The sequence below is a fragment of the Salinisphaera orenii subsp. orenii MK-B5 genome, assembly GCF_003788635.1.
In the GTDB taxonomy this organism is placed as follows: Bacteria; Pseudomonadota; Gammaproteobacteria; order Nevskiales; family Salinisphaeraceae; genus Salinisphaera; species Salinisphaera orenii.
The window spans coordinates 41,812-59,154 of record NZ_AYKH01000011.1; the positions used below are offsets into that span (position 1 = coordinate 41,812).

Genomic DNA, 17,343 nt, shown 5'->3' on the forward strand with positions numbered 1-17,343 from the left:
CGTGCATGCAGGCCGCGCGCGAACCCGTCGAATTCCTGCCGGACTTCTGCACCGGGTCGCGCGTGCTGCACGTGCTTCTGGTCTGCGAGGCCGTGGCGGTGGTGCTGGCTTTGGGCGAGGCCGACCCGGCGGCGCTGCCGCGACGGCTGCTGCTGCTGTCGGTCTATCTGCAGTGGATCGGGATCTGCAGCGCTGCCGCGCTGTGTCTGGTGCGCCGCCATGCCGGGCATCTGGATGCGCGCGGGGTGGTCGCACTGGCCTATCTGATCCTGCTGGCGGTGACCTTCGCGATCACCGAGATCACGTTCGTGGCCGGCCGCTACGCCGGCTTTTCGCCGCTGTTCGGCCCGGCCGGTCATCTGGCGTTCGTCGCGCGCAGCCTGGGCATCTGTGCCGTGGTCGCCGCGCTGGCCCTGCGCTATTTCTGGCTGCGCTCGGCCTGGCGGCAGCATGCCCGGGCGGAGGTGCAGGCGCGCCTGGAGGCGCTGCAGGCGCGGATCGAGCCGCATTTTCTTTTCAACAGCCTCAACAGCGTGGCCGCGCTGATCGCCGCCCGGCCGGCCGCGGCCGAGCGGGCACTCGAGGATCTGGCGGCCCTGCTGCGCGCGCGCCTGGCCGACGACGCGCCGGACGTGGTGGCGCTGGCCGACGAGCTGGTGCTGGTCGAGGCCTATGTGCGCATCGAGCAGCTGCGCCTGGGTGAGCGATTGACCCTGGATTTCGACATCGATCCGGCCGCGCGCGGCTGCCGCCTGCCGGCGCTGATGGTGCAGCCGCTGGTCGAGAACGCGATCGCACACGGGGTGGCGCGCCTGCCGGCCGGCGGCACGGTCGGCGTGGCCGCGGGTCTGCGGGAGCGAATGCTGGTGGTGCGCGTGACCAATCCGCTGGCCGCCGACGCGCCGGCCGCGCCCGGCAACCGACAGGCGCTGGTCAACATCCGCCGGCGACTGGCGTTACGCTATGGCGACACGGCCCGCATCGACATCGCCCGGGACGAACAGCGTTTCATCGTGGACATGCAGTTGCCCCAGGACCGCCCCGACTCGTGATGAAAGTGGTCATCGTCGACGACGAGCCGCTCGCCCGCGAGCGGCTTCGCCGCCTGCTCGCCGACTGTTCCGACTGCAGCGTCGCCGCCGAGGCCGGCGACGGCGAGACGGCGCTGCGCTGCGTGCGCGAACAGGCGCCCGACGCCGTGCTGCTCGACGTGCACATGCCGGGCATGGACGGGCTCGCGGTGGCGCGGATTCTGGCCGAAGCCGAGCTGCCACCGGCGGTGATCTTCGTCACCGCGTACAGCGAGCACGCGCTGTCGGCCCACAACAGCCATGCCGCCGGCTATCTGCTCAAGCCCGTGCGCCGCGACGATCTCGCCGCCGCGCTGGCGCGTGCCCGGCGGCCGAGCCGGGCCCAGCTGGCCGCGCTCGCCGATCACGGCGACGGCGAGGCATCACCGCGTTACGTCACCGCGCGTACGCGTGACGGCATCGACCGCGTGGCGGTCGACGACATCCTGTATTTCTGGGCCGACCGCAAATACACCACCGTCTATCATCGCACCGGCGAGATGCTCATCGACCAGTCGCTGCTGACACTGGAACAGTCATTGGCGCCGGCGTTCATGCGCATCCACCGCAAGGCGCTGGTCGCCTGTCGCCATATCACCGGGCTGCGCTTCGACGGCCAGGGCGATGCCCGCATCACGCTGCGCCACGTGGCCGACAGCGTGCCGGTCAGCCGCCGCCGGCTGGCCGACGTGCGTACCCTGCTCGAATCCTGAGCCGTCCGCCCACACCGAGGAACGCCCCATGACGCAGACGCTTCGCATCGCCACCCGTCAGTCCGAGCTCGCGCTCTGGCAGGCCCGCCATGTCCAGGTGCGCCTCCAGACCGCGCTGCCCGAGGTCGAAGTCGTCCTGCTGCCCATCCGCACCGAGGGGGATCGCGTCCTCGATCGGCCGTTGGCCGAGATCGGTGGCAAGGGGCTGTTTCTCAAGGAGCTCGAGGCGGCGCTCGCCGACGGCGAGGCGGATCTGGCGGTGCATTCGATGAAGGACGTGCCCGCGGAACTGCCGCCCGGCTTCGCGCTGCCGACGGTGCTGGCGCCCGGTAGTCCGCTGGACGCCTTCGTCTCCAACGATCACGACTCGGTCGAAGCCCTGCCCGCGGGCGCGCGGGTCGGGACCTCCAGCCTGCGGCGCGCGGCCATGCTCAAGCATCTGCGCCCCGATCTGGAGATCGCCAACCTGCGCGGCAATGTCCAGACACGTCTGGCCAAGCTCGACGCCGGCGAGTACGACGCCATCCTGCTGGCCTGCGCGGGTCTGGAACGGCTTGAACTGGCCGCGCGCATCCGCAGCGCGCTCACCCCGGAGCAGAGCCTGCCGGCGATCGGCCAGGGCGTGCTCGGCATCGAGATCCGCGCCGACGACGAGGTCACGGCGAGCCGGATCGCCGCCCTCGACGACGAATACACCCATATCCGTGTCGACGCCGAACGCGCGGTCAACGCGCGCCTGGAGGGCAGCTGTCATCTGCCCATCGCCGCACACGCCGAGCACGACGGCAGCACGCTGTGGCTGCGCGCGGCCGTGGGCAAGCCCGACGGCAGCGTGATGGTGCGCGACGAGATCTCGGGGCCCACCGGCGAGGCGGCGGGTCTCGGCCAGGCGTTGGCCGAGCGTCTGCTGGCCGCCGGCGCCGACCGCATCCTCGCGGATCTCGCCTAGTGCACCGCGGGGCGGATTCGATGCGCGATTCCAATCCTCCGGCCCCCGCTGCGGTCATGGCCCGAGTCGCCGATGCGGCGCGTGACCGACTCGCGTCCGTCACGACACATCGTTCGGACGCCATGTCGCGACACGTCGCGGGACGCTAGGTCATGCGCGTGCCGCTGAGCGGCTGTCGGGTCTGGCTGACACGGCCGGCGCACCAGGCCGAAGGCTGGGCGGCCGCCCTCGAGGCCGCCGGCGCCACGGTGCTTCGCGAGCCGCTGCTCACGATCGAACCGCCGGCCGACATCGAGGCGGCCCGCGCCGGCCTGATCGCGGCCGAGGCGGCCGACCGGATCCTTGCCACCAGTACCAACGCCGTGGATGCGGCGTGGCGGCTCAAACCGGATTTCGCGCCGCAAGGCACGCTCTACGGCGTGGGTGCAGCCAGCGCCGACGCGCTGGAAGCCGCCAGCGGCCGGCCGGTGGCGCGACCGTCGGGCGCGTTCACCAGCGAGCGGCTGCTCGCGCTCGAGAGCCTCGCGGCACTTCACGGCCAGCACGCGGCGGTGTTGTCGGGCGAGGGTGGCCGCACGGCGCTCGCGGACACGCTCGCCGCACGCGGTGCCGCCGTGACGCGGGTTGCGCTCTATCGTCGCCGGGGCGCCGACATCGGGCCGGCGCGGCTGGCCCGGCTGCTGGACCGCGCCGACGCCGTCGTCGTGACCAGCGGCGAGGCGCTGGCGCATCTGCTGACGCTGGCCGGCGACGATCACCGGGCGGCGCTGGCACGGCTCCGGTTGGTGGCGCCGAGCAGGCGTGTGGTACAACAGGCCGATCAAGGCCAGGGCTGGACCCGCGCGCCCGTCGTCGTCGACCGCATGAGCGGCGAGGCAGTGGTGACCGCGCTTGCGCGGGTCTGGCGAGGCGATCGACAATAGCGGTCAACGGTATCGGGGGAATCCGGCATTCCATGAGCGAAGATAAGCGCAAAGACGCCCAGTCCGGTTCGGGCGCCCGCGGCGAGGACTCCGCCGATAACCCGAGCGCCGGTGCGCGCGGCGGGTCCGGTTCGACCGCCGATAGCGGCCAGTCGAAGTCCGGCAAAGCGGAGCCCGTTAAAGCGGAGCCCTCTAAGGCTGAGCCCAATAAGGCCGAGCCCAGTGAGGCCGAGCCCAATAAGGCAGCGTCCGGCAAACCAGCGTCCGGCAAACCAGCGCCCGGCAAAGCAGAGCCCGGTAAGTCTGAGTCCGGCAAGGGCGCAGCCGGGACCGCTGCCGGCAAGGCGAACACCGCCGGCTCGGGCGCGTCCGCGAAGTCCGGCGGCAAGGCGGCGCCCGCATCCGACAAGGGGGCGACCGCCGGCGGTCAATCGAAGCCGAAGGCGAGCTCCGCAGCCCGGGGCGAAACGCCCCGCGGCAAAACGGCGGCGGCCGATCGCGGTGCGCCGGCCACCGGCACCGCGCCCGACAGGAACACCTCGAAAGGCAGCGCCGGAGACACGACCTCGACCGGGGCCGGGGCCGGGGCCGCGGCGGCCGGTGCCGGCGCATCGTCCGATGGCGGCGGCACTCCCGACCGTCCGGCGGCCGGCCGTGCGAACGGCGGTGGTAGCGGGGGTACGGCGCGGATCATCGCGATCGTCGCCCTGGTGGTTGCCGCCATCGCGGTCGTGCTGGCCGGCTGGGTGTGGTACCAGGGGCAACAGCGGCTGGCTTCCCACGAGTCGCGTCTGAGCACGGTCGAGAAAGGGCTGGAATCCAGCGTCCAGGATATCGTCGAGCCCAAGCTCGACGAATTCGGCAACCGCATCGGCTCGGTGCGCGAAGAGACGCGGCAGACGCGCGAGCGGGTCGATGCTCTGGCGGGCGATCTCGAAGGCGTACGCGAGAATCTGAAGGCCACGCAGTCGCGCATTGCCAGCCTGGCCGAGCGTCAGGACAGCACCGGCAACCGCTGGGCGCTGCGTCAGATCGAGTCGCTCCTGCAGGCGGCGAACCGCCGGCTGCAGCTCTACAACGACCCGGAGGGCGCGCGCACCGCGCTCGAGATGGCCAGTGACGCCATCGGTCGCATGAGCGATCCGCGCCTGTTCGAGATCCGGGAGGCGGTGGTCGACGAGATCGCCGCGCTCAAGGCGCTGCCCGATCCGGATGTGGAGGGTCTGGCGCTGGAGTTGTCCTCGATGATGGACCGCGTCGCCGATCTGCCGCTGGCCGCCGATGTGCCCACGGAGTATCAGCCGGAGTCGGCCGAGGCGGGCGATTCGGAATCGTCCGACGGCCCCACCGGGATCGCCGCGCTCGACGACATCGACTTCTCCCAGGGCTGGGCCCACTTCAAGGACTCCATGTCGCAGGCGCTGTCCGGCATGCTGACGATCCGGCGCGCGGATGGCACCCAGCGGGCGCTGCTGCCGCCCGACCAGGTGTTCTTCCTCAGCCAGAATCTGCAGCTGCAGCTGCGCAGCGCCCAGCTCGCCCTGCTCGAGCGCAACACCGAGAGCTATCGCGAGAGCCTGGCGTCGGCGAAATCCTGGCTCGAGGAGTACTACGACACCGACGCTTCGGCGGTCTCCGGGCTGATCGATCAGCTCGAACAGATGCGCAACGTGGAGCTCGACTGGAATCCGCCGGACATCTCCACGAGCCTGATCCGGCTCCGCGATCTCATGGACGGCCGTGGTGAAAGCGAGGAGACCGATACCTCCTCGGATTCATCCGCCGCTACGGACGCCGAAGCCGGCGGCGACAGCGCCGGTGACGAGGCCGGCGAGGGCAGTCAGTGATGCGTCGCCTGCTGCTGATCTTCTTCGTCTTCCTCATACTGGGGATCGTGCTCGCGCTGGTCTTCCGGGATCAGCAGGGCTACATGCTCATCGCATTCGGCGGCTGGCAGATCGAGACCTCGCTGCTGTTCGCCGCCGGTGCGCTGCTGGTCACGCTCTGGCTGGTGATCACGCTCTGGCGGCTGGTCGTGGCGGGGGTGCTGATGCCCCGCGCGATACGCGAGCGTCTCGCCCGGCGTCGGGCGCGCAAGGCGCGCGCGTCGCTCTATGACGGGCTCGTCCGGCTCGCCGAAGGTCGCTGGAGCCGGGCCGAGAGCGAACTCAAGCGCCTGGCCGATCAGAACGAGGCGCCGGGGCTGAACTATCTCAACGCCGCCCGCGCCGCTCAGCGCCAGGGCCATGTCGCCGACCGGGATCGCTATCTGGAGCGCGCCGCCGCCCAGCGTGGCGTGAGCGAACTCGCAGTGTTAATGACCCAGGCCCGTCTGCAGATCGAGCAGGGCCAGACGGCCGAGGCCATGGCCAGCCTGTCGCGGCTGTACCAGATGGAACCGCAGCATCCGCTCGTGCTGCGACTCTACGCCGAGCAGGCCTATGCGGCGGGCGATTACGAGCAACTGCGCACGCTCGTGCCGCAGCTTTACAAGCACGGCGACATGCCGCCGGCGCGGGTGGATGCCATGGGCGTATCGGCCTGGGGCGACCTGCTGGCGCGTCAGGGCCAGGACAGCATCGCGCTGACTACCGCCTGGAAACGGGTGCCCAAGCGCCTGCGCAGCCAGTCGTCGATGGTCGAGCGCTATGTCGAGTGCCTGCGGGCGGCGAACGCCGACGATCAGGCCGCCGATGCGATCCGCGACGTGCTCAAGCGCGAGTGGAATCCGTCGCTCGTGCTGCTGTTCGGCGATCTGAAGAGCCACGACCGCACCGCCCAGCTGCAGACCGTGGAAGGATGGCTCAAGCAGTACGGCGAGGAGCCCGAGCTGCTGCTGGTCGCGGGCCGTCTGTGCCTGCGCAACCGCCTCTGGGGCCGCGCCCGGAGCTACTTCGAGGCCAGCCAGAAGAGCCAGTCGCGCCCGGACGCGCTGCTCGAGCTGGGCCGGCTGTTCGAGGAGATCAACGAGAAGGAAGAGGCCCGCCAGGCCTACCGGCAGGGCCTGGAACTGCACACCGGTTCGTGAGCGCTGGCATGCCGACCAGCCTGATCATCGGCTGCGGCGACACCGGGGTCCGGGTCGCCGCGCGTGCGGTCGCCGCCGGCGAGGAGGTCGTCGGCGTGGTCCGCAGTGCGGCCAGCGCGGCCCGCGTCCGCGCCGTGGGCGCCCGCGCGCTCACGCTCGATCTCGACGGCGACCTGTCGGCGCTGCCGGCCTGCGACCGGCTGTTCTATTTCGCGCCCCCGCCCCGCGAGGGCGATACCGACACCCGCATGGCCACCGCACTGGCGGCGCTGCCGAGCCTGCCCGAGTATGTCGTCTACATCAGTACCAGCGGGGTGTACGGCGACTGCGGCGGGGCCTGGGCTACGGAGACGCAGCCGCTGCGGCCGGGTACGGCGCGGGCGCGGCGCCGGGTCGACGCCGAGCGGCAAGTCCGCGCCCTGCGCGGGGATGCGATCGTGCTGCGGGCGCCGGGCATCTACGGCCCCGGTCGGCTGCCGGTCGATCGCCTGCGCGCCGGCGAACCGATCCTCGACGACGCGGCCGGGGGGTGGAGTAATCGGGTGCATATCGACGACCTGGCGGAATACGCCTGGCAGGCCGGCCGCACGCGCTGGGCACACGGCGTCTACAATGCCTGCGACGGGCAGCCGACGCGGCTGGGCATCTTCTACGACACGCTCGCGGACATGCTGGGCCTCGAGCGGCCGGCCCGCATCGGCTGGGATGAGGCCGAGACGCGATTCTCGGCCATGCGCCTGTCGTTCCTGCGCGAGTCGCGACGGCTCAGCAACGCGCGGCTGGTCGCCGATAGCGGCATCGAGCCGCACTTCACGGATTTTCGCGACGGGCTGGCCGCCAGTCTGCGCGCACAGTCAGCGGACTGAGGATGCCCTAAGGCGCCATCGATGCGTGCTGCGGCGTCGTACCGCGTGTCGACGGCTCCCCGGTGCGACACCCCCAAGATCGTTATTGCCGCAACGAGCTGCCCTAGCAGGCTCGAGAGCATCGAAGTCGCCGCGACGATCGGCGACCGCTGCATCCGGCGGGCTCGCATGCAGTGTTGATCGGCCCTATTCGGCCGCCGCGGTCTCAGGCGGCGTGATACGCCGTCGCGCCAGCTCGGATTCGAAGCGCGCAGCCACGCTGTCCAGACAGTCCGCACCGGTGAGGGCCAGCGCGACATGCCCGTTTTCGTTGGCGATCAGCGCCGTATTGTAGATATAGCTCGGCATCTCGCTGCCGCAGTTGCCGATACGGCGGGCGGTGAGCGTCAGCCGGTAGCGGGCCTGCGCGGCGAGCCGCGCGTAGTCGCGGCTGCGCTCGAGTGCCTCGGGGTCGTAGCGCAACAGCGACCAGCCGCGCTGCGACAGGCTGCGCCGCAGCCGGTCACCGAGCATGCCGCCCGTGTCCGGCACCGCGATCACGGTGTCGCCCGCGCCCGGCCCCGTATCCGTCCGGACACCGGCGTTGCCGGTACAGGCGGCCAGCAGCGGCCCGACGAGCAGAAGAAGGACGGCGGCGTGCGCTTTCATGAACGCGGGGTGTGGTCGGACATGAGCCAAGGATAACCGCTCGGCCGCGGGTCGGGCACGCGCGCCCGGTCAATGCGAGCAGAGCCCCGGCTACGTGGACTGCGACGAAAGGCCCGCCCGCCCGCGCATCGGCTTCGCCGCGGCACCCGGCCCCCGGCTGCACGTGCCGGTTTGACTGCGGCCCGTGCGGACTCCAGCGCGAACGGTCGTACCAGCGTCGGCCGGGCACGCTAGTGCTGGGAGGCGGGTGCGAGTCGGGCGATGCCGGTACGCAGATCCTCGACGATCACGTAGAAGCAGGGCACCAGGGCCAGCGTGATACCGGTGGCGAACAGAATGCCGAAGCCCAGCGAGATCGCCATCGGGATCATGAAGCGCGCCTGCAGCGACGTCTCGAAGATCATCGGCGCGAGGCCGCCGAAGGTGGTCAGCGTGGTGAGCAGGATCGGGCGGAATCGGCGCACCGCGGCCAGGCGCACGGCGTCGATCGCGTTCTCGCCCGCATTGCGCAATGTGTTGGCGTAGTGGATGAGCACCAGCGAATCGTTGACCACGACGCCCGCCAGGGCGACGACGCCCATCAGGCTGATCACCGACAGCGAATAGCCCATGATCTCGTGACCGATGATGGCGCCGACCACCGCGAACGGGATCGCGATCATCACGATCACGGGCTGGATGTAGCTGGCGAACGGGATCGCCAGCAGCATGTAGATGGCGGCCATCGACAGGATGAAGCCGATGAACAGCGAGCGCATCGAGTCGGCCGTGTCCTCCTGACGCCCGGAGTAGCCATAGGTCAGGCCCGGATAGTCGGCCGCGAGTTCGGGCAGGGTCTCGGCGTTGAGCGCCTGGGTGATGCGGCTGGTCGCATCGAAGGGCGTGACGTTGGCCGTGACCTCGATGCTGCGGCGACCGTTGTGGCGGGTGATCTCCGTGTAGGCGCGGCTGTAGTCGATGTCGGCGATCTGATGCAGTGGCACTCGCGTGCCTTCCGGGGTGCGGATGAGCAGATTGCGGATCGCCGCGGTGCTGTCCCGTTCGGCCTCGGGCAGCGTGACCATCACCTTGACCTCGTTGCGCCCGCGCAGCTGCCGCAGGGCTTCGTCGCCGTAGAAGGCCGCCCGGACCTGGGCGCCGACGTCGGCATTGCTCAGTCCGAGGCTGCGACCGGCGTCGTTGAGGGTGAATTCGATCTGGTTCTTGCCCTGGGCCACGCCGCTGTCGATGTCGGTGGTGCCCGCGAATTCGCCGATGCGCGCCGCGAGCGCCTCCGCGGCGCGATCGAGCGTGTCCGTGTCGCGGTGTGACAGCTCCACGGTGATCGCCTTGCCCGCGCCGGGGCCGCCGGCGTCGGACTGGAACTGAGAAGACTGCAGGTCGGCGATCTCGCCGAGTTCGTCGCGCCATTCGCGAATGAAAGCGGCGGTGGTGATCGGGCGCACGTCGGCGGCGGTGAGATAGACCCGCGTCTCGATGCTGTTCTCCTCGATGGTGGCGAACACGCCGGTGGCGAGATCGTCGCCGCCGTTGGCCGCGATCACGCGCTCGGCGGCCTCGCCCAGCCGGTCGCGGGTGGCCTGCATGCGGTCCATCGGCGTGCCATAGGGCAGCGTGAGGGTGGCCTGAGCCCGATCGGATTCCACCTTGGGCATGAGCGTGAAGCCCATCTGGCCGCTGCCCGCCCAGGCGAGAACCACCAGCAGCACCGCCACGCCGATCGCGGCCGTCAGGTAGCGATGGACCACGAGCCGTGTCGCCAGCGGCGCGTAGTAGCGTGATACCAGCGTCGAGAAGCCGTTGGAGAAGGCCTGCTGATAGCGATGGATGGCCGCCGAGACGCGATTGCCGCGCCGGTTGCGCCCGTGTGCGAGATGCGCGGGCATGATGAACAGCGCCTCCACCCACGACACCAGGAACACGGTGATCACCACCAGCGGAATCACGCCGAACAGCTTGCCGAGAAAGCCGGGTACCAGCAGCAGCGGCAGGAAGGCCGCGATGTTGGTGAGAATCGAGAACGAGATCGGCAGGGCCACGTCGCGGGCGCCGCCGATGGCTGCCTCCATGAAGCTCGCCCCGCGCTCGCGGCGCTCGTAGATGTTCTCGCCGGCCACGATGGCGTCGTCGACCACGATGCCCAGCGCGATGATGAAGGCGAACATCGAGATCATGTTGATGGTCACGCCCATCAGCGGCAGGAACAGGAAAGCGCCGAGAAAGGCGGTGGGAATGCCCATCGTCACCCAGAACGCCAGGCGCATGTCCAGGAACAGGCTGAGCACGATCAGCACCAGCGCCAGGCCCATGAAGGCGTTCTTGAGCAGCAGGTCGAGGCGTTGCTGATAGACCTCGGAGCTGTCGCCGCTGATGGTGTATTGGATCGACGGCGGCAGATCGGACTCCATCTCGGTAAGCGCGGCGCGGGTGGCTTCCGAGACCTGGATCGGGGTCTGGCTGCCCACGCGATAGACCGCGATGCCGATGGAGTGCGCGCCGTCGTAGGTGGCTTCGGTCTTGCTGTCCTCGAAGCCCTCGCTGACGCTGGCGATATCGCCCAGATGAATGACGCTGCCGGAATCGGTGGTCACGATCGGGATGCGCGCGAACTCGCGAGCCTGGTCGCGCCGACCCTTGAGACGCAGCAGGATTTCGCCGGCGTCGGTGTCGGCGCTGCCGCCGGCCACGTCCACGGCCGAGGCCGCGATGCGCTCGGAGACGTCGCCCAGCGTCAGGCCGTAGCTGCGCAGCTGTTGCTGGGAGATCTCGACTCGCACCACATAGTCGCGCGCGCCTTCGAGCTCGGCCTGGGTGATGTCGGGGGACTGCAGCAGCCGGTCGCGCACCTCCTCGGCGTAGGCGCGCAGGGCAGCTTCGTCGACGTCGCCGTAGAGCTGCACGTCGAGCACGTCGCGCTGGTGGTCCGACAGCGAGATCACCGGCCGCTCGGCGTCGGCCGGAAAGGTCGTGACCTGGTTGACCGCCTGCTGCACGTCCTGGAACACGGCCTGGCCGTCGGCGGACTCGGACAGCTCGAGGGTGACCGAGCCGCTGCCCTCGGCGGCAGTGGCGGTCATGTCCTCGATGCCGGTGATATCGCGCACCTTCTCCTCGATGGCGAGCACGATGTTCTGTTCGACCTGTTCCGGGGTCGCGCCCGGGTAGGCGACGGTCACGCTGACCTGATCGAGGCTGAACTCGGGAAAGACTTCCTGCTTGATCAGCGTCGTCATCAGCAGACCACCGGCCAGCAGCGCGAACATCAGCAGGTTCGGCGTCACCCGGTTGGCCACCATCCAGGCCATCGGGCCGCGGCGGGGCGTGTTGTCGCTCGGCTCGCTCATGAGCGGGGCGCGTCGCCGGCATCAGGGTCCGGCCGATCGATCGGCAGCCGCGTCGACAGCCGCAGGTCGAGGCCGTCGCGGTCACGGACATCGTCGCCGGCCACGGTTTCGTCTTCATCCTCGCGCACCGCCGCGGCCGGATTCTCGGTCGGGTCATGGGGGGCGTCGTCCTGGACGCGCACGGGCATGCCCTGGATCGGTGCGGTCAGATCGCTGGTGACCACCGCGTCGCCGGGGTCCAGGCCGGAAGCCACGATCGCCTCGATGGCGTCGCGGTAGACCACGTCGACCGTGCGGATATCGAGTTCGGCATCGGCCGTCATCACCCAGACCTGGTCGTTTTCGTGCAGGAAGCCGGAGTCGATCGCGACGCTGTCGGCCGGGATGTCCGCCTCGATGCCGGCGGTGACGTAGGCGCCGATGAGCAGCTGCGGGCCGCTGTCGGGCGCGTTCGCGCCCAGCGGGTCGGGCACGCGCAGCAGCACGCGCGCCATGCGGCCCGCGGTCTCGAGCGCCGGCTGGATGCGCAGCACCTCGGCGGCAATCGACACGTCCGGGCCCCAGGCCTCCGGATAGCGCACACGTGCCGGCGAGCCGCTGCGTTGCGGGCCGGCGTCATGGATCCAGCGCAGCTGGTCGACCGGTACCGATACGTCGACCCAGTAGACGTCGGTGGCGGCCAGTGTGGCGAGACTGTCGCTGGTGGCCACGACATCGCCGACGGAGGCGCTGCGCTCGCTGACGATGCCGTCGAAGGGCGCGCGCACGGCCGTGCGGTCGAGGTCGAGCTGGGCCTGCTCGACGGCGGTGCGGGCGGCCTCCACCTCGGCGCGGGCCTGCTCGAGCTGCGGACCGCGCAGGGCGAGATCGCGTTCGTCGTCGCTGACCTCGGTGCCGACCAGCGCGAGCTCGCGCTCGGCCACGGCCTGCTGGCCCTGTTCGACGCGCAGCGCGGCGCGGGCGTTGGCCAGGTCGGTCTGGGCGCTGTTCAGTGCCAGGCGGTAGTCGGTGTCGTCGATGCGGGCGAGCACGTCGCCCTGCTCGAAACGCGTGCCGGGCGCGAGCCGGTCCTCGAGTGCCATCACCTGGCCGGACACACGCGGGCGCAACGTGGTGGAATCGGCGGCCTCGACGGTGCCGTTGGCGTCGAGCGTGATCGTGGGGGACGCCGCCTCGGCCGGGGTGACGGTCACCAGACGGGCCTGGCGCTCGGTCGGTTCGGCGCGCGGCGCGGTCGGCCGACTCTCCAAGACCATCAGCGCCACCACGACGCCGGCACCGAGCACGGCCAGTGGCAGAATCACCTTAAGTGCGCGGCCGATGCGCGCGCGGTTCGAGTGGGACGCGTTCATGGTTGGGGCTCGTTGTCGGCGGCGGGTACGGCCGGCGGTTCGGTGTCGCGCCCGGCGATGGATGCCTCGCCCACGCCGCCGGCCAGCGCGCGGTAGAGGTTGATGCGGTAGTCCAGCAGCTGCCGCCGTGCGCTGAGATATTCCACCTGCAGATCCTGTCGGGTGAGCAGGGCGTCGAGCACGTCGAGATAATCGGCGGCGCCGCGCAGATAGCGCAGGCGCAGGTTGTCGACGGTCTCGGCCGAGAGCCGCAGCTGTTCGTCGAGATGTTCGATATAGCGTCGCTGGCGATATTCGTTGGTCAGTGCGTCTTCGACCTCGGCGAGTGCTTCCAGCAGGCTCTGCTGATAGCCGGCGAGCGTTTCCTCGAGCACGGCTTCGCTGCGGTCGACCTCGGCGGCAAGCGCGCCGCCGTCGAACACCGGCTGGGTCAGGCTGGCGGCCAGCTGGGTCACCCAGTTGGAGAACAGGCTGGCGCCGTCGGTGCTCGTGGACAGGCTCGCCGACAGCGACAGCTGCGGGTAGCGTTCGGCCACGGCGACCGCGACCCGCCGGTCGGCCGCGGCCACGGTATAGAACTGCTCGCGCACGTCGGGCCGACGCATGAGCAGATCCGCGGGCACGCCGGTGTCCGGCAGCGCCGGCAGTTCGACCAGGTCGCGCCCGTCCGGCGGCTCGAACTCGCCCGGGGCCACGCCCACGAGTACGGCCAGCGCGTGGCGCACGACCTTGGCGCTGGCGCGGGCCTGCTCGAGCTGGCCACGTACGGATTCGACCGCCTGGCGCTGGCGCAGTACGTCGGCCGCTTCGGCCTGGCCCTGCTTGAACGCGAAGGTGGTCAGGTCGAGCACGTTCTGGTTGGTCTCGATCTGGCTTTCCAGCAGCGCGATGCGCTCGCGCAGCTCCTGATACTGATACCAGCTGCTGGCCAGGTCGCCGGCGACCGAGATCGCGACCGCCTGGAGGGCCGCGTCCGCGGCGCGGGTGTCGAACGCCGCCGCTTCGCGGCTGTTGCGCAGCCGCCCCCAGAGATCGAGCTCGTAGCTGGCGGAGAACTGCAGCGATCGGGTATCGCTCCAGTTGGATCGGTCCTGATCGAGATCGAAATCGTCGCCGGCGACGCTCGTGCTCACGCTGTCGCCGCTCGACCGGCGTGTCGCACTCTGTTCGGCGCTGGCGTCAACGCTCGGGAACAGCGCCGCGCCTTCGGCGGCGAGCGTAGCCCGCGCCTGTTCGACGCGGGCATAGGCCGAGCGCAGGGTGAAATTGTTGGACAGGGCGCGGTCGACCAGACGGTCGAGCGCGGGGTCGTCGAAGGTCTGCCACCAGTCGGCGCGCATCGGGATGTCGCCGTCGCGGGCGAAGCGTTCGGGCATCTCGAAGGCCGGGCGCTCGAGTTCGTCGACCGGCGTGGTCGCACAGCCGGCGATCAGCAGCGCGAGTGCGCATGCCATCAGCCCGCGGGCGCGCAGCACGCACCGCGGCAGGCAAAGCCATGCAAGAGCGCCGGCGCGAGCGCGCCGGCGCGATGGGGCGGACAGTTCGGTCATGTCCTACTGGTCGTCGGTCTTCTTGTCGCCATGGCGCTCGTGGGCACGCTCCATCGCGTCGTCCCACTCGTCCCGCGAGACGCTGCCGTCGTCGTCGCTGTCCATGCGCTCGAGCATCTTCTCGGCGTGTTTGCCCTTGCGGTCGCCGTGGCCGTCCTTGCGGTGTTCGCCCTTGTCCTTATCTTCGGATTTGTCATGGTGCGGCTTGTCGCCGTCATGATGCTTGCCGGATTTGTGGTGCTTGCCACCGTGGTGCGGCTGTGCCTCGTCGGCATCGAGCGTGCCGTCGTCGTTGTCGTCCATGCGCTCGAACATGCGTTCGGCGCGCTGCTCGGCCTTGGCCATGAACTCGTCGCGATCGATCTTGCCGTCGTCGTTGCTGTCGGCGGATTGGAAACGGAGCTTGGCCATCGCCTCGTGCATGTTCGACAGCTCCTCCTGGCTGAGCTGGCCGTTGTCATTGGCGTCCAGCGCGTCGAACATCTTGCCGGGGTCGCGGTCGCCGTGGGCGTGCGCCATGGAGGTGCCGAGCAGGCCGGCGGTGATTGCGGTGAGCAGGACACGGTTTTTCATGGGTCTCTCCTTCGGGGTTGGCTGTGCGCGGCCGGTGGCCGCCTGGCACGTGTCCTATTAAGGGGGCGAAATGTCAGCCAAGTCTGTCCGTGGCCGACGAAATTGTCGCAGAGTGTGTCAGCGGCCCGATCTGCCGGACATCGATACACGATCGGCCGGGCAACGGATGCCGTGCGCGGTATATTGACGCCACATTCGCCGTCCCCCATGCGCCGATGGCCGAACAGCCGCATATTCTCGTCGTCGACGATCATCGCGACATCCGCGATTCGCTGACCCGGTATCTCAGGGATCACGGTTTTCGTCTGTCAGCCGCCGCCGACGCCGCCACCGCCCGTCGGGTGGTGCGCGAAGCGGCCCTGGATCTGATCGTGCTCGACATCATGATGCCGGGCGAGGACGGTCTGAGTCTGTGCCGCTGGCTGCGCGAGACCACCGAGATTCCGGTGATCCTGCTCACCGCGGTGGCCGACGAGACCGACCGCATCATCGGCCTCGAAGTGGGGGCGGACGACTACGTCACCAAACCGTTCTCGCCGCGCGAACTGCTGGCCCGCATCCGGGCGGTGCTTCGGCGCGCGACCGCGCTGCCCGCCCAGCGCAACCAGCCGGAAGAGGCCAGCGTGCGCTTCGATCGCTGGCTGTTCCACGTCGCCCAGCAGGAACTGGTCGACGACAGCGGTCTGGCGGTCGCCCTGTCGACGGGCGAGTACCGGCTGCTGCTGGCGTTCGTGCGCCATCCCAACCGCGTGCTCTCGCGCGAGCAGCTGCTGGATCTGACCCAGGGCCGCGAAGCCGAGGTCTTCGACCGCAGCGTCGACAATCAGGTCAGCCGGCTGCGCCGCAAGATCGAACGCGACCCGGCGAGCCCGCGGCTGATCAAGACGGTCTGGGGCGGCGGCTATCGCTTTGTCGCCGACCCGGCCACGGAGGCCGACTGATGCGCCTCGTGCCGGCCAGCCTGTCCGGGCGCATCGTCGCGCTCACGCTGCTGGCGCTGGTGGTCTCCCAGCTGGTGAGTTTCTTCATCTTCATGCACGAGCGCGATCGTTTTCTCGAGCGCGTGGTGCTGTCGAACATGGGCGAGAGCGTGGCCAGCGCCATGCGCACGCTCGATTTCGTGCCGCCCGTGCATCGCGCCGATGCGGTCAAGGCGCTGTCGACGCGCGACCTGCGCTATCGCCTGGCGGACTCGCCCGGCCGCCTGTTCGAGCAGCACAGCCCGGAGGCGCGCGGCATGGCGCGCGATCTCGCCCGCGGGATGGAGGTGGATGTCGCCCGGCTGCGGGTCGCCATCGGGCCGGGGCTGGCGCATGGCCCGAACCGCCAGGCGGGCGACGCGCTGCGTCTGGCCGTGCGTCTCGACGAGGGCCAGTGGCTCCGCGCGCGCCAGCGGTTGTTCGATCCGACCCGGCGCTGGGCGCAGTCGTCGCTGACCACGCTGCTGGTCAGTGCGCTGCTGATGGTGGTTATCGTGGTCGTGACCAGCCGCCGCATGACGCGCCCGCTGCGCGAGCTCGCGCGCGCGGCCGAGCGCTTCGGCCGCGGCGAGGATGTGGACCCGCTGCCCGAACGCGGCCCGGAGGAGATCCGGCGCTCGATCACGGCCTTCAACCGCATGCGCGAACGTCTGACGCGTTTCATGGCCGAGCGCACGCGCATGGTCGCGGCCATCGCCCACGATCTGCGTACGCCCATCACCGCGCTGCGCCTGCGTCTGGAGTTTCTGCCCGACGACGACAACACACGTTCGATGGCGCGCACGCTCGAGGACATGGCCGGCATGAGCGAGGCCGCGCTGACCTTCATGCGCGAGGAGACCGCCGCCGAGGCCACGCGCAACGTGGATCTGTCGGCCCTGGTCGATGCCCTGTGCGAGGACTACCGCGCCAGCGGCGCCGCGGTGGTCTTCGAGCCCGAGGCGCGCGTCGCGCTGGTGTGCCGCCCGGTGGCGATCCGGCGCGCGCTGCGCAACATCATCGATAACGCGCTGGCCTACGGCGAGCGCGCCACGCTCACGCTCAGCGACGGCGCCGAGTCGGTCGTGCTCGAGATCGCCGATACCGGCCCGGGCATCGACGACGCCGACATGCAGCGGGTGTTTGACCCGTTCGTGCGGCTGGAGGCCTCGCGCAGCCGCGAAACCGGCGGCACCGGCCTGGGATTGTCGATCGCGCGCTCGGTGGTTCAGGGGCACGGCGGCGAGATCGGGCTGGTCAACGCCGAGGGCGGCGGGCTGATCGTGCGCATTCGTCTGCCGCGGGATCGAACGCGATAAGTGCATAGTGCAAGCAAATATCCAAGAGCGGATAATTCCGGAACCCTCC

General features: G+C 70.1%; 14 protein-coding genes. 9 read left to right on the forward strand and 5 right to left on the reverse strand.

The features are described from left to right. The first annotated feature begins 5 nt into the window (after window positions 1-5). From SAOR_RS06750 to SAOR_RS06780, 7 genes are all read left to right on the forward strand, one after another. On the forward strand, window positions 6-1,052 hold the full coding sequence (locus SAOR_RS06750; protein WP_123630759.1) for a sensor histidine kinase: 1,047 nt from the start codon (window positions 6-8) through the stop codon (window positions 1,050-1,052). Continuing rightward, window positions 1,052-1,783: a LytR/AlgR family response regulator transcription factor gene (locus SAOR_RS06755; protein ID WP_123630760.1), complete on the forward strand. Its 732-nt coding sequence runs from the start codon at window positions 1,052-1,054 to the stop codon at window positions 1,781-1,783. Before SAOR_RS06750 ends, SAOR_RS06755 begins: the two co-directional genes overlap by 1 nt. Window positions 1,784-1,811: 28 nt before the next feature. Then, on the forward strand, window positions 1,812-2,732 hold the full coding sequence (gene hemC / locus SAOR_RS06760) for a hydroxymethylbilane synthase (RefSeq protein WP_123630761.1): 921 nt from the start codon (window positions 1,812-1,814) through the stop codon (window positions 2,730-2,732). Window positions 2,733-2,884: 152 nt separating this feature from the next. Further along, the gene (locus SAOR_RS06765; RefSeq protein WP_123630762.1) at window positions 2,885-3,655 is read left to right on the forward strand and encodes a uroporphyrinogen-III synthase; all 771 of its coding nucleotides are present in this window, start codon (window positions 2,885-2,887) and stop codon (window positions 3,653-3,655) included. A gap of 710 nt (window positions 3,656-4,365) precedes the next feature. Beyond that, the gene (locus SAOR_RS16780; protein ID WP_185015576.1) at window positions 4,366-5,502 is read left to right on the forward strand and encodes a uroporphyrinogen-III C-methyltransferase; all 1,137 of its coding nucleotides are present in this window, start codon (window positions 4,366-4,368) and stop codon (window positions 5,500-5,502) included. Then, window positions 5,502-6,683: a heme biosynthesis HemY N-terminal domain-containing protein gene (locus SAOR_RS06775; protein ID WP_123630764.1), complete on the forward strand. Its 1,182-nt coding sequence runs from the start codon at window positions 5,502-5,504 to the stop codon at window positions 6,681-6,683. The genes SAOR_RS16780 and SAOR_RS06775 overlap by 1 nt, the downstream gene beginning before the upstream one ends. A gap of 8 nt (window positions 6,684-6,691) precedes the next feature. Then, on the forward strand, window positions 6,692-7,549 hold the full coding sequence (locus SAOR_RS06780) for an NAD-dependent epimerase/dehydratase family protein (protein ID WP_123630765.1): 858 nt from the start codon (window positions 6,692-6,694) through the stop codon (window positions 7,547-7,549). A gap of 186 nt (window positions 7,550-7,735) precedes the next feature. Here the strand turns inward: SAOR_RS06780 and SAOR_RS06785 are convergent, their stop codons facing one another. The 5 genes from SAOR_RS06785 to SAOR_RS06805 all read right to left on the reverse strand — a co-directional run bounded on the left by SAOR_RS06785 (window position 7,736) and on the right by SAOR_RS06805 (window position 15,016). Continuing rightward, a complete protein-coding gene (locus SAOR_RS06785) occupies window positions 7,736-8,197 on the reverse strand; it encodes a hypothetical protein (RefSeq protein WP_123591958.1) in 462 nt (153 codons plus the stop codon). A gap of 230 nt (window positions 8,198-8,427) precedes the next feature. Then, the gene (locus tag SAOR_RS06790) at window positions 8,428-11,541 is read right to left on the reverse strand and encodes an efflux RND transporter permease subunit (protein ID WP_245965417.1); all 3,114 of its coding nucleotides are present in this window, start codon (window positions 11,539-11,541) and stop codon (window positions 8,428-8,430) included. Continuing rightward, window positions 11,538-12,893: an efflux RND transporter periplasmic adaptor subunit gene (locus SAOR_RS06795; protein WP_123630766.1), complete on the reverse strand. Its 1,356-nt coding sequence runs from the start codon at window positions 12,891-12,893 to the stop codon at window positions 11,538-11,540. The genes SAOR_RS06790 and SAOR_RS06795 overlap by 4 nt, the downstream gene beginning before the upstream one ends. Next, window positions 12,890-14,347 carry an efflux transporter outer membrane subunit gene (locus SAOR_RS06800; RefSeq protein WP_185015577.1) on the reverse strand — a complete coding sequence of 486 codons (1,458 nt, stop codon included), beginning with the start codon at window positions 14,345-14,347 and terminating at the stop codon, window positions 12,890-12,892. Before SAOR_RS06800 ends, SAOR_RS06795 begins: the two co-directional genes overlap by 4 nt. A 99-nt stretch (window positions 14,348-14,446) precedes the next feature. Then, on the reverse strand, window positions 14,447-15,016 hold the full coding sequence (locus SAOR_RS06805) for an EF-hand domain-containing protein (RefSeq protein ID WP_123630768.1): 570 nt from the start codon (window positions 15,014-15,016) through the stop codon (window positions 14,447-14,449). 215 nt (window positions 15,017-15,231) lie between these two features. Between SAOR_RS06805 and SAOR_RS06810 the strand changes: the two genes are divergently transcribed. Both SAOR_RS06810 and SAOR_RS06815 read left to right on the forward strand, forming a co-directional pair. After that, entirely contained in the window at window positions 15,232-15,957 is a 726-nt protein-coding gene (locus SAOR_RS06810; protein WP_123630769.1) for a response regulator, read from the forward strand. Further along, window positions 15,957-17,294, forward strand: a complete 1,338-nt coding sequence (locus SAOR_RS06815; RefSeq protein WP_123630770.1) for an ATP-binding protein — start codon at window positions 15,957-15,959, stop codon at window positions 17,292-17,294. The genes SAOR_RS06810 and SAOR_RS06815 overlap by 1 nt, the downstream gene beginning before the upstream one ends. The last annotated feature ends 49 nt before the right edge of the window (window positions 17,295-17,343 follow it).